Origin of the sequence: Sutcliffiella horikoshii (assembly GCF_002157855.1) — a bacterium.
GTDB lineage: Bacteria > Bacillota > Bacilli > Bacillales > Bacillaceae_I > Sutcliffiella_A > Sutcliffiella_A horikoshii_C.
Genome location: NZ_CP020880.1, coordinates 649,724 through 665,094, shown reverse-complemented (window position 1 = coordinate 665,094; position 15,371 = coordinate 649,724). Strand labels below are relative to the sequence as shown.

Annotated in this window: 16 protein-coding genes, 1 pseudogene and 1 riboswitch; of the genes and pseudogenes, 7 read left to right on the top strand and 10 right to left on the bottom strand. The window is 40.5% G+C overall.

Annotated elements, in window-relative coordinates:
• Positions 1–165: 165 nt before the first annotated feature.
• The 3 genes from B4U37_RS03605 to B4U37_RS03595 all read left to right on the top strand — a co-directional run bounded on the left by B4U37_RS03605 (position 166) and on the right by B4U37_RS03595 (position 2,982).
• Positions 166–1,068 carry an Ltp family lipoprotein gene (locus B4U37_RS03605; protein WP_088017115.1) on the top strand — a complete coding sequence of 301 codons (903 nt, stop codon included), beginning with the start codon at positions 166–168 and terminating at the stop codon, positions 1,066–1,068.
• A gap of 215 nt (positions 1,069–1,283) precedes the next feature.
• Positions 1,284–1,649 (top strand): DnaA N-terminal domain-containing protein, encoded by a 366-nt coding sequence (locus B4U37_RS03600; RefSeq protein ID WP_088017114.1) that lies wholly within the window; start codon positions 1,284–1,286, stop codon positions 1,647–1,649.
• A 247-nt stretch (positions 1,650–1,896) separates the two neighbouring features.
• A complete protein-coding gene (locus tag B4U37_RS03595) occupies positions 1,897–2,982 on the top strand; it encodes an endonuclease (protein ID WP_245840082.1) in 1,086 nt (361 codons plus the stop codon).
• A gap of 502 nt (positions 2,983–3,484) precedes the next feature.
• On the opposite strand, the gene B4U37_RS03590 is transcribed toward B4U37_RS03595, so the two are convergent.
• A complete protein-coding gene (locus tag B4U37_RS03590) occupies positions 3,485–4,372 on the bottom strand; it encodes a 5'-methylthioadenosine/S-adenosylhomocysteine nucleosidase (RefSeq protein ID WP_088017112.1) in 888 nt (295 codons plus the stop codon).
• Positions 4,373–4,533: 161 nt separating this feature from the next.
• A riboswitch (purine riboswitch) is annotated at positions 4,534–4,636 on the bottom strand.
• A gap of 287 nt (positions 4,637–4,923) precedes the next feature.
• On the opposite strand from B4U37_RS03590, the gene B4U37_RS03585 reads away from it, so the two are divergent.
• Positions 4,924–5,274, top strand: coding sequence for a hypothetical protein (locus B4U37_RS03585; protein ID WP_088017111.1), 351 nt, complete (start codon positions 4,924–4,926; stop codon positions 5,272–5,274).
• A 109-nt stretch (positions 5,275–5,383) separates the two neighbouring features.
• Here the strand turns inward: B4U37_RS03585 and B4U37_RS03580 are convergent, their stop codons facing one another.
• From B4U37_RS03580 to B4U37_RS22320, 4 genes and pseudogenes are all read right to left on the bottom strand, one after another.
• Positions 5,384–5,860 (bottom strand): hypothetical protein, encoded by a 477-nt coding sequence (locus B4U37_RS03580; RefSeq protein ID WP_088017110.1) that lies wholly within the window; start codon positions 5,858–5,860, stop codon positions 5,384–5,386.
• Between the two features lie 102 nt (positions 5,861–5,962).
• Positions 5,963–6,367 carry an immunity protein YezG family protein gene (locus B4U37_RS03575; protein WP_245840052.1) on the bottom strand — a complete coding sequence of 135 codons (405 nt, stop codon included), beginning with the start codon at positions 6,365–6,367 and terminating at the stop codon, positions 5,963–5,965.
• A gap of 17 nt (positions 6,368–6,384) precedes the next feature.
• Entirely contained in the window at positions 6,385–6,999 is a 615-nt protein-coding gene (locus tag B4U37_RS22325) for a DNA/RNA non-specific endonuclease (protein WP_245840081.1), read from the bottom strand.
• Positions 7,000–7,761: 762 nt separating this feature from the next.
• Positions 7,762–8,259: pseudogene (locus B4U37_RS22320) on the bottom strand (T7SS effector LXG polymorphic toxin); the annotation flags it as partial.
• Positions 8,260–8,526: 267 nt separating this feature from the next.
• On the opposite strand from B4U37_RS22320, the gene B4U37_RS03560 reads away from it, so the two are divergent.
• From B4U37_RS03560 to B4U37_RS21810, 3 genes are all read left to right on the top strand, one after another.
• Complete coding sequence (locus B4U37_RS03560; protein WP_088017106.1) at positions 8,527–8,970, top strand: VOC family protein; 444 nt, start codon at positions 8,527–8,529, stop codon at positions 8,968–8,970.
• A 510-nt stretch (positions 8,971–9,480) separates the two neighbouring features.
• Positions 9,481–10,959, top strand: coding sequence for an Lsa family ABC-F type ribosomal protection protein (locus B4U37_RS03555; RefSeq protein ID WP_088017105.1), 1,479 nt, complete (start codon positions 9,481–9,483; stop codon positions 10,957–10,959).
• Positions 10,960–11,055: 96 nt separating this feature from the next.
• Positions 11,056–11,208, top strand: coding sequence for a hypothetical protein (locus tag B4U37_RS21810; RefSeq protein WP_157663701.1), 153 nt, complete (start codon positions 11,056–11,058; stop codon positions 11,206–11,208).
• Between the two features lie 151 nt (positions 11,209–11,359).
• Here B4U37_RS21810 and B4U37_RS03550 read toward each other — a convergent pair whose 3' ends face one another.
• The 5 genes from B4U37_RS03550 to B4U37_RS03530 all read right to left on the bottom strand — a co-directional run bounded on the left by B4U37_RS03550 (position 11,360) and on the right by B4U37_RS03530 (position 15,367).
• The gene (locus B4U37_RS03550; RefSeq protein ID WP_088017104.1) at positions 11,360–11,797 is read right to left on the bottom strand and encodes an HIT family protein; all 438 of its coding nucleotides are present in this window, start codon (positions 11,795–11,797) and stop codon (positions 11,360–11,362) included.
• Positions 11,798–11,807: 10 nt separating this feature from the next.
• Positions 11,808–12,641, bottom strand: coding sequence for an alpha/beta fold hydrolase (locus tag B4U37_RS03545; protein ID WP_088017103.1), 834 nt, complete (start codon positions 12,639–12,641; stop codon positions 11,808–11,810).
• Positions 12,641–13,249 carry a GNAT family N-acetyltransferase gene (locus B4U37_RS03540; protein ID WP_245840051.1) on the bottom strand — a complete coding sequence of 203 codons (609 nt, stop codon included), beginning with the start codon at positions 13,247–13,249 and terminating at the stop codon, positions 12,641–12,643. The genes B4U37_RS03545 and B4U37_RS03540 overlap by 1 nt, the downstream gene beginning before the upstream one ends.
• Before the next feature lie 249 nt (positions 13,250–13,498).
• On the bottom strand, positions 13,499–14,548 hold the full coding sequence (locus B4U37_RS03535; protein ID WP_088017101.1) for a DUF3895 domain-containing protein: 1,050 nt from the start codon (positions 14,546–14,548) through the stop codon (positions 13,499–13,501).
• A gap of 87 nt (positions 14,549–14,635) precedes the next feature.
• Entirely contained in the window at positions 14,636–15,367 is a 732-nt protein-coding gene (locus B4U37_RS03530; protein ID WP_088017100.1) for an endonuclease/exonuclease/phosphatase family protein, read from the bottom strand.
• Positions 15,368–15,371 lie beyond the last annotated feature (4 nt).

Genomic DNA, 15,371 nt, shown 5'->3' with positions numbered 1-15,371 from the left:
TATCCCTCACCGCACGAAAGAGACAAGTTGCCCCCTATGTCTCTTTCGTATATCGTTCAAGATAAAAAAATGGGCCGGCGTGCCTGTCCCCTCTACCCGTCTTTTCATATCCCGAAAGACATTAACGTATATTGGTATATATATTAATCGTTAGGAGGGGAACGGATGGATGATTTCTTCTTAATTTTATCTCTTATTTCATTCTTAGCATTTGTTATTGGCATGATTAAGCCCGGTATAGTTTTATCGTGGTCTCCCGAAGCCAAAAGAAAAAGAAAGTATGTGGTGATTTATTTTGGAACTGCAACAGTAGCATTTTTCATTTTATTTGGAATAACCACACCACCCACAAAGGAGATTGCAGTAAAGAGCGAAGTAATAGAGACAGAGGAACAAGCTGAAGAAGAAGCTAAGAATGAGGCCGAAGAGCAAGCTAAGATAGATGCGGAAGAACAAGCCAAGAAAGAGGCAGAAGAGCAAGCTAAGATAGATGCGGAAGAACAAGCCAAGAAAGAGGCCGAAGAGCAGGCCAAGATAGAGGCAGAAGAGCAAGCTAAGATTGAAGCCGAAGAACAGGCCAAGAAAGAGGCAGAAGAACAAGCTAAAAAAGAGGCCGAGGAAGCAGCAAGAAATGCAGAAACAATGTCACAAACCCAAGCAGTTCAAATGGCACAAGATTACCTTAACTATACATCATTTTCAAGACCCGGCTTAATTGCTCAGTTAGAATATGAGGGGTTCGGTAATGCTGATGCTACTTATGCCGTTGATAAGCTTCAAGTAGACTGGCAAGCCCAAGCAGTCCAAACAGCTCAAGATTACCTGGACTACAGTGCATTCTCAAGAACTGGCTTGATCCAACAGCTTGAGTTTGAAGGGTTCAGCAATGCAGATGCTACTTATGCAGTAGATAATCTCCAAGTAGACTGGAGAGCCCAAGCAGTTATAATGGCACAAGACTACCTTGATTACACTGCATTCTCAAGAAGCGGCTTAATCCAACAGCTAGAATTTGAAGGATTCAGTAATGAGGATGCTACTTATGCGGTGGATGAAGTCGGATTGTAGTTTTGTTATGGTGAATATAGGTTTCAGTTCCTCTACCTACTAACACAAAGAGACATGTTAAATCGACATGTCTCTTTATGTTTCCTTAACAGGTAAAATTAGGTCGCCATGTCTGTCCCCTTGCAACCAACTAAAGTAATACTTATAATTAAAAACCAACCTAAGCTAGAAAGCGAGCTTTTCACACTAGAGGAATTGTTATAAGGAGTGATATCATGTCACAAATCTGGACAAGCGTTAAAGAGCGACTTAGAGAAGAGATGGAAAAACAATCATATAAAACCTGGATTGAGAATACGCTGGCTGCCATTAATGAGGATGATCTAATCATTTACTGCGATAACGAATATCAACGCGATTGGCTTGAAAAGCAATATATAGATCTTATTTTCCATACAGTGAAGGTCATCACAGGACAGACATACGAGATCTACTTTGAAGTAAAATCGAAAGACAGCCTAATAGGGTCCGTCGACGACATGGACACATTAAGAAAAAAAGTGACGGACCTGGAAAAAAGTATGAAGGCACTAGAGGAAAGGTTGAGGAGGTTAGAAGGGACAGGTTCCTCGACCCACTAATCGTAATTCACCCGACAAAAATGGGTCACGGTGCCTGTCCCCACGACTCCCCCATGCTAAAAGCCTCATTTACCGCCTTTTACACAATTTTTACACAATTTCTAAACCTCGTGTTGTACGCTATTTATGTAAGCAAGCAACCATGAGGAGGAGAAACGGTTTGAATCGATTAAACAAAAAAGTTAGCGGCTTATTTATTTTTCTATTTGCTTTTACCCTAGCATGCTCCCATGCCGTACCTGATACGATGAGCGCTGCAGGTTCTGGTACTTGGAGCTCTCCGTTTACTGTCAGTCAAGCAAACTCCAATCAAAACGGTTCAACTCAGACTGTCGAAGGCTATGTAGTGGGGCAACCGACCGCAACCAATACAGTTGTTACGAGCAATTTTCCTAATGACTACGCATTAGCGTTAGCAGACAGCCCGTCTGAAACAAACACATCCAATATGATTTATGTCCAGATTCCATCTTCCTTCCGTTCGGACTATGGATTGAAGAGCAACTCAGATCTAATGGGGGAAAAATTGAAGGTTACTGGTTCTTTAACAGCCTACTTCTCTCATTCAGGTGTTAAAGATGCTTCTGCTTTTGAGGTAGTGGATGGAGGACAAACGGACCCTACTGATCCTACAGACCCACCACCAAGCTACGATGAGTATTACAGTTCTGCAGAAGGTAAAACAGGATCCGCATTGAAAATAGCACTCCATAACATCATCGACGATCACCAGACACTCTCCTATAGTGCAGTGTGGGATGCGTTGCGAAATACAGATGAAGATCCAGCAAACACCAATAATGTTCTTTTACTCTATTCCGGCCGTTCTCAATCTAAGACCACAAACGGTGGCGGAGTAAATGACTGGAACCGCGAGCACGTTTGGGCAAAATCCCACGGAGACTTCGGTACATCACAAGGCCCTGGAACAGACCTTCACCACCTTCGCCCAACGGATGTGACCGTTAACTCCTCCAGAGGAAATCTCGACTTTGATAACGGTGGAAGCCAGCATGGAGAAGCACCAGGAAACTATTATGACAATGATTCTTGGGAACCACGTGATGAAGTAAAAGGCGACGTAGCCCGCATGATCTTCTATATGGCGGTTCGCTATGAGGGAGACAGCGGGGAGCTAGATTTAGAAATTAATAACTTAGTAAATAACGGTAGTGCCCCTTACCACGGCAAACTGTCCGTCCTGCTGCAATGGCATGCAGAAGACCCAGTGGACGCAAGAGAAATCCGCCGCAACAACATTATATTCGAAAACTATCAAGGAAACCGCAATCCATTCATCGACCACCCAGAATTTGCGGAGATGATTTGGTAGGGGGGTGTAGAGGGACGGAACTCTTTAGGGGTTCTGTTCTTTTTTTATTAGAGACTTGCGTTTGTGCAGTCAAGGTACCTCCTTCGCTTCCACTGCTTTTCTGTTAGTAAAATACAACTTTTTTAAAGAAAATGACTCTTTTTTTGTGAGTAAAATTTGGTTCGGACAATTATCCTCATGCTTCGGACAATTAAGAAGGTAAATAATGAGGAGTTTGGACAAATCAACGCGACATTCGGTCAACTTTTGACCACCTTTGGACACCCTAAAATTTCGTTCGGTCAATTACCGTCAATCTTCGGTCAACTCTGCTGAAACTTCGGCCAACTTTTCGAAATCTTCGGTCAAAAATCGAAAATCTTCGGACATTTGACTAAGGACTGAGAACTATCCGCTTCATGGATGGAGTGACATGTCCCCTCGCACGAAGAGAACTTCCACATACATAAAATGGCCCCCATTAAATGGAGGCCTTTTACAAGTATAGCTCTTGATCATCCGTTTATTCCTCATTACCACCCAACGTGCCGATGTACTCTTTCACCACTTCATACACATATCCTTGGTTGGCTGCTGCTGTTTCCGGGTTGTATTTGCCTCCGTTCACTTTGTTGTTAGATAGTATTCTTATGCCTAAAAAAGCTATGTCATATGCTTCGGCGATTTGAGCAGCTGCGGCTCCTTCCATTTCTTCTACGGATGTGCCGTATTTTTCATGGAACCATTTGATCCGATCTACTTCATTATTCCAGACATCTGCAGAGCCGATTGTCCCCTGAACAATTTTCCCTTCCGTGTACGTATCTATCACGGCGTTGGCAGCTGCGAGCAGTTCTTTGTCTCCCTCATAGTAGCGAATCTTTTCGGCATTAGGATCTTCCCCTGCACTTCCTTCAGAAGCCATTAAGTCCATCGGTTTCCATACAGTTGGATCAATCCCTTGGTTTTCATCCTTGTCCGCTGTCTTTAACGAACCAAGGTTGGTCGTTCTTTCCCCTAAGACGATATCAAAAACATTTAGATCCGCATCATGTCCGCCAGATGTTCCTTGGTTGATGATGGCAATCGGATTGTATCGCTCAATGGCAACTGCAGTAGCTGCTGCCGTATTTTCCATCCCTTTACCGGTTTTTGCAACGATGACCGGGTAGTTATCTAAAGTCCCTATGTAAAAAACAAACGATCCTGATTTTTCTTCCTTCACGTTCTCAAGTCTATCTGCAAATTTTTCTGCTTCAATTGGCATCGGCCCTTGAACCATGATTGGCCTTTGCGTTTCCTTTTCCTTACCTGCTGATTCGGTCGTAGAACTGCAGCCTGCAAATACCGACACTAACAGTACCGCAATCAATGTTAATGAAACGAATTTTCTTACCATGATGTTTTTCATACATAATCTCTCCTAAGTAGTATTTTTTTGCTGCTCTGGTCAAAAGAAAAAGGCCTAGAAAATAGAATAATTTCTACCCTCTACACCTACGAGTTCAAGTATAAATAACGACGCAGAGAAATAGCCCTGCATCAAAAGTTGGAATCAGCAAAAAAGCGGAATTTCCCTATACTTTCAATCGTAGTCCAGTTCTTTCATGGGAACCGGGTAGAGACACTCAGACCATATTACCGAGTATATACGAGTAAATATATTTAATTTTACTACTATCCTAATATAACAAATGCACATTGGAATATCAACGAAAATCCGAATATTAATTATAAATACCTATTTTAATGTTCGTCTTTGGTGGGTTGAGGGTGGGTTGAGGGGACAGGCACGGCGACCCACCAATAGTTTTAAGCACTACTCATAGAAAAGAAGAAAACCATCTCATGTTTCTCCACGAAATGGTTTCTTTGCATGTGTCTTTAAAAAGGTGGCACCCACAGGAAAATTCTTGAATTTACGCCTCTGCTTCCTTTATGCTTAATCAGGGGGGATTTATTATGAAAGAATGGATAGCGACAATAACCATACCACAACTGTTAATCGGTAGTATTCTTTTGTTGGGATTAGCAATCATCCTCAACATCGTGATATATCGAAAATACCGAAACCAACCGAAAGTAGACAAAGGCATGGCACTTGTCTACCACAAACTTAGCACACGTAGAAAATTAATACGCAACTTGTGGATGGCGCCAATTTTCTTAGGTTTATTGCTACTAGTGATGTACTTGACAGATCAGATGGATCCTTTTGGATTTTTCGTATTCGGCGTTGTAACCACTATCGGGATAGTAGATTGTATTCGCCTATACCGTAGATGGCAACAGGAAAAAAGGGAAGCACACTAGTACTTGCAATATTGTATGGCTGATTAAACTGTTAATATAGAAATTAAAGGAGTGCGGATTGCGCTCCTTTTTAAATTCTTCTAATTTATAAGATGTCACAATTCTACTCTTATGATTTTTTCAGTCTAGTAATATCACAATTTTCTATTGAGAATTTCTCTAAAAAATCCAAAGCCTTTTGTGTAACCACTAATTCTCCTTTTAGTGATAGAGAAAAATGATGTCCTGACCAATTTTTAAAGCTCTTCCCTTCAATTTCTATTGTTCCAAGTGGAATAAATCTAGAAAAAGAAGGTAGCTTTTTATTAGGATACAATTCCTCAAATTCATCTGAGGTTGTTACTAAACAATCTTCCAGCTTATAGTCCCTAAAATCGCTCTTTAATAGTTTATTTTTTAGATTATTAGAAATTATGAAAGTAGGTGTGGACTCTATAAGGTCGTCTCCTAGCCAGCCTTCAAACTCATAATGCAAAAATTCAACCTGACCGGATATGCCATCATTTCTCACATTTTCTTCGGTTCCATATATTGTTTGTTCACCATGGCCACCAGAAACTTCTGGTTCCAGAAAGTACAACCTCATTAATATTCAATCCATTCTAGGCTTTGTTGTCCCACCTTTAGTGAATCTTAAAATTCACTCATTTGTTTTAATGGGAAATTTACCTATATTTCTCCTAACATTCTACTGTTTTAATTTTAAGTATTCAGCTTCCCATTTGTCTTGTTTTTCATCAGGACTTAATTCTGATATATCGTCATACCCGTGGTTAAGTTTCATTCGACCGGAATTATCCAATAAATATGTTAAGTTTGTCCATTGTTCTTGGTCTTGAATCTTAAATTCATTCCAAAGGTTTTCAAAGCATTCATAAAGTTCTTGTTTTAATTTTTTATGGGAGGTTTTCTCTACATTAAAACTATCTACAATATCCAAACTATATACTGGTTGTTGTTGATTTAATGGAAAATAATAGAAGAAAACTTGAGAAAAACCTTCCCTGACTTCAGCGTATAATAATACCTTTTCCCATTCTTCTGGTATCATCTCAACTAAAATATTTGCTACTTTCTGATAAATGATTTCCATGTTTTTTGTCTCCAATTTTAACTTCCTCCATCATAATTAATTAAATTCACTTCATACTTCTTACCATTTATCTTGTACTCTACTTCAAACTTTGCTGGACGAGATGAATTTCCTTTATAAATAGGTTCGATATTAACCTCAACTGTTTTACCCTCATTTAAAGCCTTTTTCCACGAATTCTCTAATAATTTGTATTCTTTCCTGTTAAGAGTGGAGTTCATTGGTACTAAGTTGTCAATTTCACCTGAACCTTTGAAAATAGAAGCTATTAAATGACCACCATCATCATTTGGTAATCTATCTACTCCACCAACTATTCTTTGTGCATAATTATTGCGGTCTGCTTTCCCAAGTTGTAACGTTGCTTCTACATTTGATATTCTTCCATCACTATCCGTCTTATAATGGTAACCTTCTTTTGTTTTATATTCTATATTGGGTTTTAATACTTTCTTTCCCTTAATTTTGGTGAAATGCTGGTTATAGTTCCCACCTTCAACTTCTATCCTATTTAAAGTTTTATTCTTAAATTCTTCAAGTTGATTCCTAACACTCGGACCATCAATCGCATTATATGGCACCCCAGCAAGTGCTAGTTGCGATTGGTTGTTAGGAGGAAGGAAATCCTTCATAAGTTCACGTACTTTATTTATCCCTGTAGTTTTAAGGGCTGTGGCAGCGCCTTTAATAGCTGCTTGCTGGGTATCAATAGTGCGTTTCACTGAGGTAGAAAATTCTTTGAGTTTGGCTTTCTGACTCTCTATCATCAGCTGCACTTTATGTTGCATTTGCCTTCCAGGACCGCCTCCGAGCTTCCCTAGCTTTCCAGCTTTCGCTATTTTGGGAATGGAAGTAATCCCTTTTCCTCCCGCCACACTAGCAAGGGCGTAGCCAAACCATTCTCCACGCGTCTCCGCAGTTCCGTAAATAACTTGATCATTGAATGAATCTACTAAAGATTGAGTAATTTCCAGGAGTATTTTAGGGTCGTCTTTAACAGCTGCCACAAAATCTATTGTTTCAATAAGTACTTCTTCTGGTTCGGTTAGAACTCTTCCTGCAAATTCTACCGTTTCCTTGAGGACAGCAAATCCACCTTTAAAAAGACCTTTAGTAAAATCTATGCCAGATTCCACTACACCTTTCGGCTCCGGCCTCGCACAACTAGGATTCACCCACTTATCAAACGACGCCGCATGCCCCACCGGATAAAACACCCCAAGCTCCGGATAGTGCTGACTATTCCACCGCTGCATCACCGTCTGATTATACAGCCGCGTCTGCAACTCCCCATACGTCTCCAAATCCTGTAACATCACCGGTGAAAAGCTCTTCACATTAATCTTACCAGATTCAAACTGCTGGTTCATTTCCTCTATGTAATGCTTGATTAACGTTAAGTCCTCGAACAAAGCAGTAAACGACTGGGTTTGTTGGTGATCGAACTGGTGTAGCATGTCCACTGTTTTCCTTGCTGACTGTTTGGCTTGCTGGATGCCTTCGTGGAACTGGTAATCCTGCAACCTTGGCAGATAAACGATATCACTCACACGACTGAGTTGGGCGTTCGCCTCCCCTGTCAGTTCTGCCACCATCCGGTTGATTTGGTTCAAGCCGTCCTCCAGTTCACTCGTCAGGTAGGATTCATCGATAAATCCGCGGGAATCTCCCTCCAGCCCTTCCATCTCAAATTGAAGCTGTTGAAGCTTCGATTGAAAATTTGTGAGAAACGATTGGAAGAACTATAAAAATGGGAGATGCGCGTATTCATAAAACCGTCTAATCGCGTTGGCACCCTTTCCACGAAAGGAATCCTTTGAAGCTACAAAAGACCGAATGCTATTTTCCACGCCATTTAATTGTTTTTCTAATTGCGACAGTTGCTGGGTCATCCCTCTTATCCCCTCATACAGAGATGACACATCTAAAACCTTCATCATTCCCCTCCTCTCGCTATCATTTTACAAATACTGTATATACATAACTATCACGTTTCGACCTGTTTGGAGAAATTCCTGCATAGAATTGCAAAATGAGAGATTTGACCTAAAGAAAAGCGCTATTGTAAGAGAAAATGTCGTCTACCCTTTATCCCAAAAAGGGTTTCCCACTTCTATGTAGAATAGTTCACTTATTGGGACCACAAAGGAGGAACTACAATGAACCGATTAAATATCATCACACTTGGCACAAAGGACATCATGAAGGCACATCAGTTTTACAGAGACTTAGGCTTTGACACGTCCATCAGAGGACCAGAATCCGCACCAGCCATTATCTTCTTTAAAAATGAAGGCACACGCATCGCGCTTTATCCGGTAGATGAATTAGCGAAAGACGTGAACGAGCAGCAACCTCCTGAGACCGAAAAAGGTTTTCCCGGAATCACCCTCGCTTATAATACAAAATCCATAGATGAAGTGGATGAAGTCATGAAGAAAGCGGAGTCAGCAGGAGCGACCATTCAGAAAAAGCCACAGAAAACGGACTGGGGCGGCTATAGCGGGTACTTTACCGATCTTGACGGTTACTACTGGGAAGTTGCCTACGGGGAGTTTTGGGAGTTCGATGAATCGAATATGTTGGTGATTGAGGATGTATAAAGGAGATATTCGAAGCCGTTTGCGGATATCTTCAACACCATGAAACTGATTACTAAAGTCTTTTTTCAGTGGCCACCACTTCCCCTCAACCTAACCTCCTAAAATTAGGGAGATGCAAATGGTGGGTATTCATGTTATCCTTTAGTAGAAATATATGACGATTAAGAAAGGACTGACCTTATACTAATGATTCTCTAATTCTTAACCTATGCATGTTAATATTTTGCGGTTTTATAGGGGATAGGATTAGTCTGGTCATTTTTACAAGTCGGTTCGATGTTTATTAATATTGGCGACTTTAAATATGATTTACTACATCCTTCCATCATTGTGTGGAGGGATTTTTATTTTTCAGGAAAGGGGGAGATAGTATGTCTATGGAGCTGGAGGTTACGCATGAAGTACTCCGTATAGGTCGTTATACTCCATCACACTTATACGGAGCAGAGTAGACGAGATGGATATACCGACTTTGTATGATGCGAGTGATATACAAAGGAGGAATGAAACATGTCAATGATACAAGTACAACAATTAACTTTTTCTTATCCAAGCAGCTTTGATCCTATTTTTGAGGATGTAAGCTTTCAGATTGATACAGATTGGAAGCTGGGCTTCATCGGCAGGAATGGCCGCGGGAAAACCACCTTCTTTAACTTGTTATTGGGAAAGTTTGAATATAGCGGGAAGATCTCGAGTGCCGTCGAGTTTAATTACTTCCCATATCCGGTACAGGATAAAAGTAAAAATACCCATGAGGTGCTCGAGGAAATTTGCCCGCAGGCTGAGGATTGGGAGTTTCTTCGGGAGATTGCGTATTTAGAGGTAGAGGCAGAGGCCATGTATCGTCCATTTGACACCTTATCCAATGGCGAACAAACGAAGGTGCTGCTTGCTGCGCTATTCTTAAACGAAGGACAATTTTTATTAATCGATGAGCCAACGAACCATTTAGATACGGAAGCACGAAAGCTGGTTTCTAGTTATTTGAAGAAGAAAAAAGGATTTATTTTAATATCCCATGACCGTAACTTCTTGGATGGCTGCGTGGATCATATTTTATCGATAAACAAGGCCAATATCGAGGTACAAAGTGGAAATTATTCTTCGTGGAAATTGAACTTTGACCGTCAGCAAGAGCATGAAGAAGCGACAAACGAACGCTTGCAAAAGGATATCGGCCGGTTAAAGCAGGCATCCAAACAATCAGCAGGCTGGTCGAATCGAGTGGAAGCCTCCAAGAACGGAACAACCAACTCCGGATCGAAATTAGACATAGGCTTTGTCGGGCATAAAGCCGCAAAAATGATGAAGCGCTCTAAGAACCTTGAGACCAGACAGCAAAAAGCGATCGAGGAAAAATCAAAGCTATTAAAGAACGTGGAAAAAATGGATTCGTTACAATTAACGCAAGTGGAACCGAAAACAAAGGAACTGCTTCAATTGACTGACGTTTCCATTATGTATGACGGACAAACAGTAAATGAACCGATAAGCTTCAAGGTGGAACAAGGAGATCGAATCGTATTGGATGGGAAGAATGGCAGTGGAAAAAGCAGTATATTGAAACTGATCCTAGGCGATGACATACAATATACAGGCACCCTTCATGCCGGGTCCAATCTCATCATTTCCTATGTTCAGCAAGACACCTCCCACTTAAAGGGAGACCTTGCGGATTTCATCGAGGAACATCAGCTCGATGAGACTTTATTCAAATCCGTTCTGCGAAAAATGGATTTCGATCGGATACAGTTCGAAAAAGATATCAGCCATTATTCAGGCGGGCAGAAAAAGAAGCTGCTTATCGCAAAGAGCTTATGCGAAAAAGCTCACCTATATATTTGGGATGAACCATTAAACTTCATTGATGTATACTCCCGTATGCAAATCGAAGAACTGATTCAGACCTTCCAGCCAACCATGATTTTTGTCGAGCATGACCAAACGTTTCAGGAAAAAATCGCGACGAAAAGGGTAAATATCTGAGGTTGCAAGCAACAAGCATGAGGCTTAAGTCGCCTCATGCTTGTTTCTGTTTTGGTATGGATTTAATAAAAGAAAAAGGGGTTTATGTAACTCATTTTGTCATCATTAGAGGACGGAACAAATTTGCCTAACGTCTTTACTGCCACAGTGGCATCACCAAATTTAGAAGGTCCACCACTATACGTGATAAACGCAGCGACAATGCTTGTAATGAATGCAACATTACTAAATCGAAACTCAAAGAACTGAAGTGATTTGGATAATATACGGTTTAGAAGTTGAAAAGTTCCATAAAAAACCATAGCTAATCATATTTTGAGCTACGGCAATTAATATGAATTTCTTTCACAGAAAGCTAGTTTGTTATGTCATAGAAAATCATAATCTCTTCAAGAACTTTCTATATCATTAGCTCATTCACAGCCTCCACCATCCTCTCCCTTACCCGCTCCAACTCCCTAACATCCACTTCCCCCACATCTTCCTCCCTATAAAACTCTCCAAACCATTGCCCCTCATACCTCGGCACCACATGCATATGGTAATGATTCAACTCATTAAATACCCCACCATTTTGATTAATGGTAATGCCATCCGGTTGATATAGGCTCTTCAACACTTTGGATATTAAAATAGAAGCTCTCATAATAGCATTGGCGGTCTCCTCATCGAGTTCGTCGGCATCTAGGAAATGTTGTTTCGGCAGGATTAAGGTATGACCCTCGTTAAACGGGTCATGGTCTAGGAAGCATGTGACATAGTCATCTTCGTAGACCATATAGATGGTTTCGTTTTTGTTGGCTAATCGGCAGCCTAGGCAGTCTTTTTTCGCTTGCATGCTGGACACCTCATAAAGTTAATTTCACAAACTCTTTAAACTTTTCTTCTTCCTCGATGAATGGATTGTGGTTTGATTCCTCGAAAATAAATAGTTTTGATTGCGGAATAAGTTCCGCCATTTCCATACTAAAATCCACTGGACATTGGGCATCGTGTCTGCCTGCATATATGTGACTAGGTACATTTATGTTCTTTAACTGAGTGCGAAGGTCAAAGTTCTTTACTTCAACTTTTCTAAAATAATCAAGGTTTTCTCCAACAGTTCGGCCACTGTTTGGACGATTAATAGCCTCTTTTAATTTGTCCTCTGAATAATAGGACATCAATGCCCATTCATAACCTAGTTTTTGACGTTCTTCTTGCGGGGTATTGGGATCGTTCAATGCGTCCATTATTTCCACGATTCGTTGAAAATGCTTGTTTTCTGTGCAATAAATACTATCTTTGTGAGCACCGTATTCATTACTTGCTGCGGCACAACCTGCAATTAATTTTGTTAATGAGTGCGGGGCATCAATTCCATATTGCAATGCCAACATTCCCCCTGTTGAATGTCCCGCAAAAGCCCATTGCTTCAATCTTAATGCTGTCCGGATAGCCTCTAAATCTTTTACAGCTTCTTTCATACTAAGCTGACTTTTCACTTCAGCTTTTACAGAATTACCCGCACCTCTCGTATTAATTAAGTAAACTTTATAATGCTTCGTGTACGGGTTAGCTAACAAACTGCCACGATCATCAAATGCCATATATAAATGTGTTATAGCTAATGGATCTCCTTGCCCCGCAGTGAAATATTCAAAGGTACCTCGTTCTGTATCTATAAATCTTTGTTCCCACATTAAAATCCATCCCCCTTACTAAAATACTCCCCCTCCAAAATCCCATAAATCGCACAATCCTTATACTGCCCTTTGGAATTCCGGATCATATCTCTCACAATCCCCTCTTGCACCATCCCTACCTTGCTCATGATGCGGCCGGACGCTGGGTTGTCGGTGTTGTGTGCAGCAGCAACCTTATGAAGATTCATGTGCCGAAAGCCAAATTCAATCACAGCTCGCAGCGCTTCCGTGCCATACCCCTGATTCCACCACCGGTAACCGAGGGAATAACTCACCTCGCAATTTCCGGTCGCCTCATCAAAGTCATACAAATCAATCTCGCCAATCAGCTCTCCACTATCCTTCAACTTCACTGCCCAATAACAAAAATCTTCCTTCTCATATTGCGACACAATACCCGCCACTCTCTCCACCGTCTGCGAAACATCTGTATGCGCCGCACTCACTCGATTGTCTGTCACCCGCTCATCTGAAATCCAGTGATCAAACACCTTCTGGGCATCACTGAGCACAAACTTCTCTAAGAGTAATCGATTTGTTTCAATCTGTGGTGTTCCGATGTATGTAATCACTTTGCACCTCTTTATTGGGATTCTATATTTCACCTTTCGACACAACTTGCATTAAGCCTGTTTTTTCCTTTTCAAAAAAAGAGAGAAGTAGCCTAATAGACCATTCCTCCTGTTCTAATCATATTATTCGATACAAACTAAGCATTCATCAGCATTCGTTTCTGACACTGCATTTTTCTTGTTGTTTTGTAGGTTTATCAGTTATTACGATGTAACCTTCTCCAGCGTCTTTCAACTTTTCAAAATTCTCTTTTTCTAAAACTCTCAACACATTACTCCTCCTCAAAACAAATTTAATTGCTGATCTTCCACAGACTTAACAGCTGATAGAATAGAGTACAAGCAATTATCCAGACTTTTAGAAGTTAGTTGAAGTACACCTTCCTCTACTAATCTATTCATCATTAACTGAACATCCATATAAATTTTTGGCTTCTTGTTTGTTGCATACATTTCGCTATTGGCACCATAGTTATTTATTAATTCCCAGCAGATAGCGAGCGTGCTTATGTCGTTTGAAGGCCACTTGTTAATAATGTTTCTGACAGCATCTTGATGTTCTTTGGGAAGGGAGAGTCTCATTTTATTGAAGTCTACTGATTTCATGTTGCGATTAGGTATAGGTTGTTCTGCTTGTCCTTTTTCACTATGTTCATACGGGTTTTCTTGCGTAACTTCACTTAAGATATTTTCTATAGGTACACGTTTTATAGCCTTTAATCTCTTTTGCTCCCTGAATCTTTTAGCTTGCTCATTATCTTCGCGTTCTTTTAAATGTTTTCTAATTTCATCACGGAGCCTATTTACTTGTCTTTCAAGCAAAGGAATATCATTCTCCAAATGCTCTGCAATGTCCTTCGGAAAGACCATATTATCTGGAATAGATGGCAACCACTCATTCTCTAATGACCAACCATCCAATATCTTTATTAAAATTTCATCCATTTCAAAATCAATTTTGTCGAAGCCCTTTATGATGGACTTCGCTAATTCAGGTGATATATTTGTGTGATCCTGAAAATGATCTCTGCCAAATTTATGCGTTACCCCAGTTATTTTGTTAGATACAATATATTGCCTCCGGAGCTTTCTCCCACATTCGCATTGCAATCCTGCCGCGCTCCAATCTGGTCCTGCATCGATATAATCAATTAACTCCCAATTACTCGCTGTATCCTCAGTACCCTCTTCACTTTTCGATTCGGCTTTCCATTTAGCAATAAGGTTAGAGAATTGTGTCCTCTTTCCTCTCTTCATAAAGTGCACGATAAACTCTTTTTGATTCTCTGACAAAGTGTCCAATAATGAATCACGCTCTGATTGTGTAAGCATTCATTCCCCTCCTGTGTTTCTTTTACATAGAATTTCTATATTAAAAACACTGCAACGTAAATCTCACCCGATCAAACCGCTTCTCCATCAAGTCCTCTTTCTCCATACATCGAATTCCGCTATAACTGGCATATGATCACTTAGCTTTATCCAATCCTCATACCTTCCCACTTCAAAATGCTTCATTCTTTCCAAGAAGGAGCGAGAGGCAAATAGATAGTCCAAATGAAACGGCCTCTCTTTCTTCCGCCAAAAATAGTGAGTTGGCTTTGTTTCCATCCCATGTTCTTCATTAAAAAAATGATGATACCCACTTTCTATCTCATCAGTTTGAAGCATGTTCACAACTGTAGTATGGTTGCCTACTCTTTTTATGTAATCGAACTTTTGGTTGCTGTTCCAATCCCCCACAATGATACATGGTTGTTTGAACAAATCTTTATAATATTCTATGGCATGAAAAACCTGCCCTATATAACTCTCATACCTCGTTGATGCTCGCTGTGCCCAAACTGCAAGGAGTATGAAATTTTCTTTCCCGGTTACTTTATAAGGAACTATATATCTGAAGTCTTCATTAACCGGATCATAACGTTCAATATGGAAAGAACTGTTCATACTGAAAACGCCAAGCCCTTTGTTGAAATTATACCTATCATCCTCCCAAAGAAAATCATGTATCCCCTTCACCTTATCTTTCCCCTTCCACTTTGCAGGCGACTCACACTCAGGAATGACTAGAATATCAGCATTCAAAGGAAGTACATGGTCTATCTTCTCTCTAAAGCACATCGCACAGTTCCAGGTGATAATTTTCATCGAA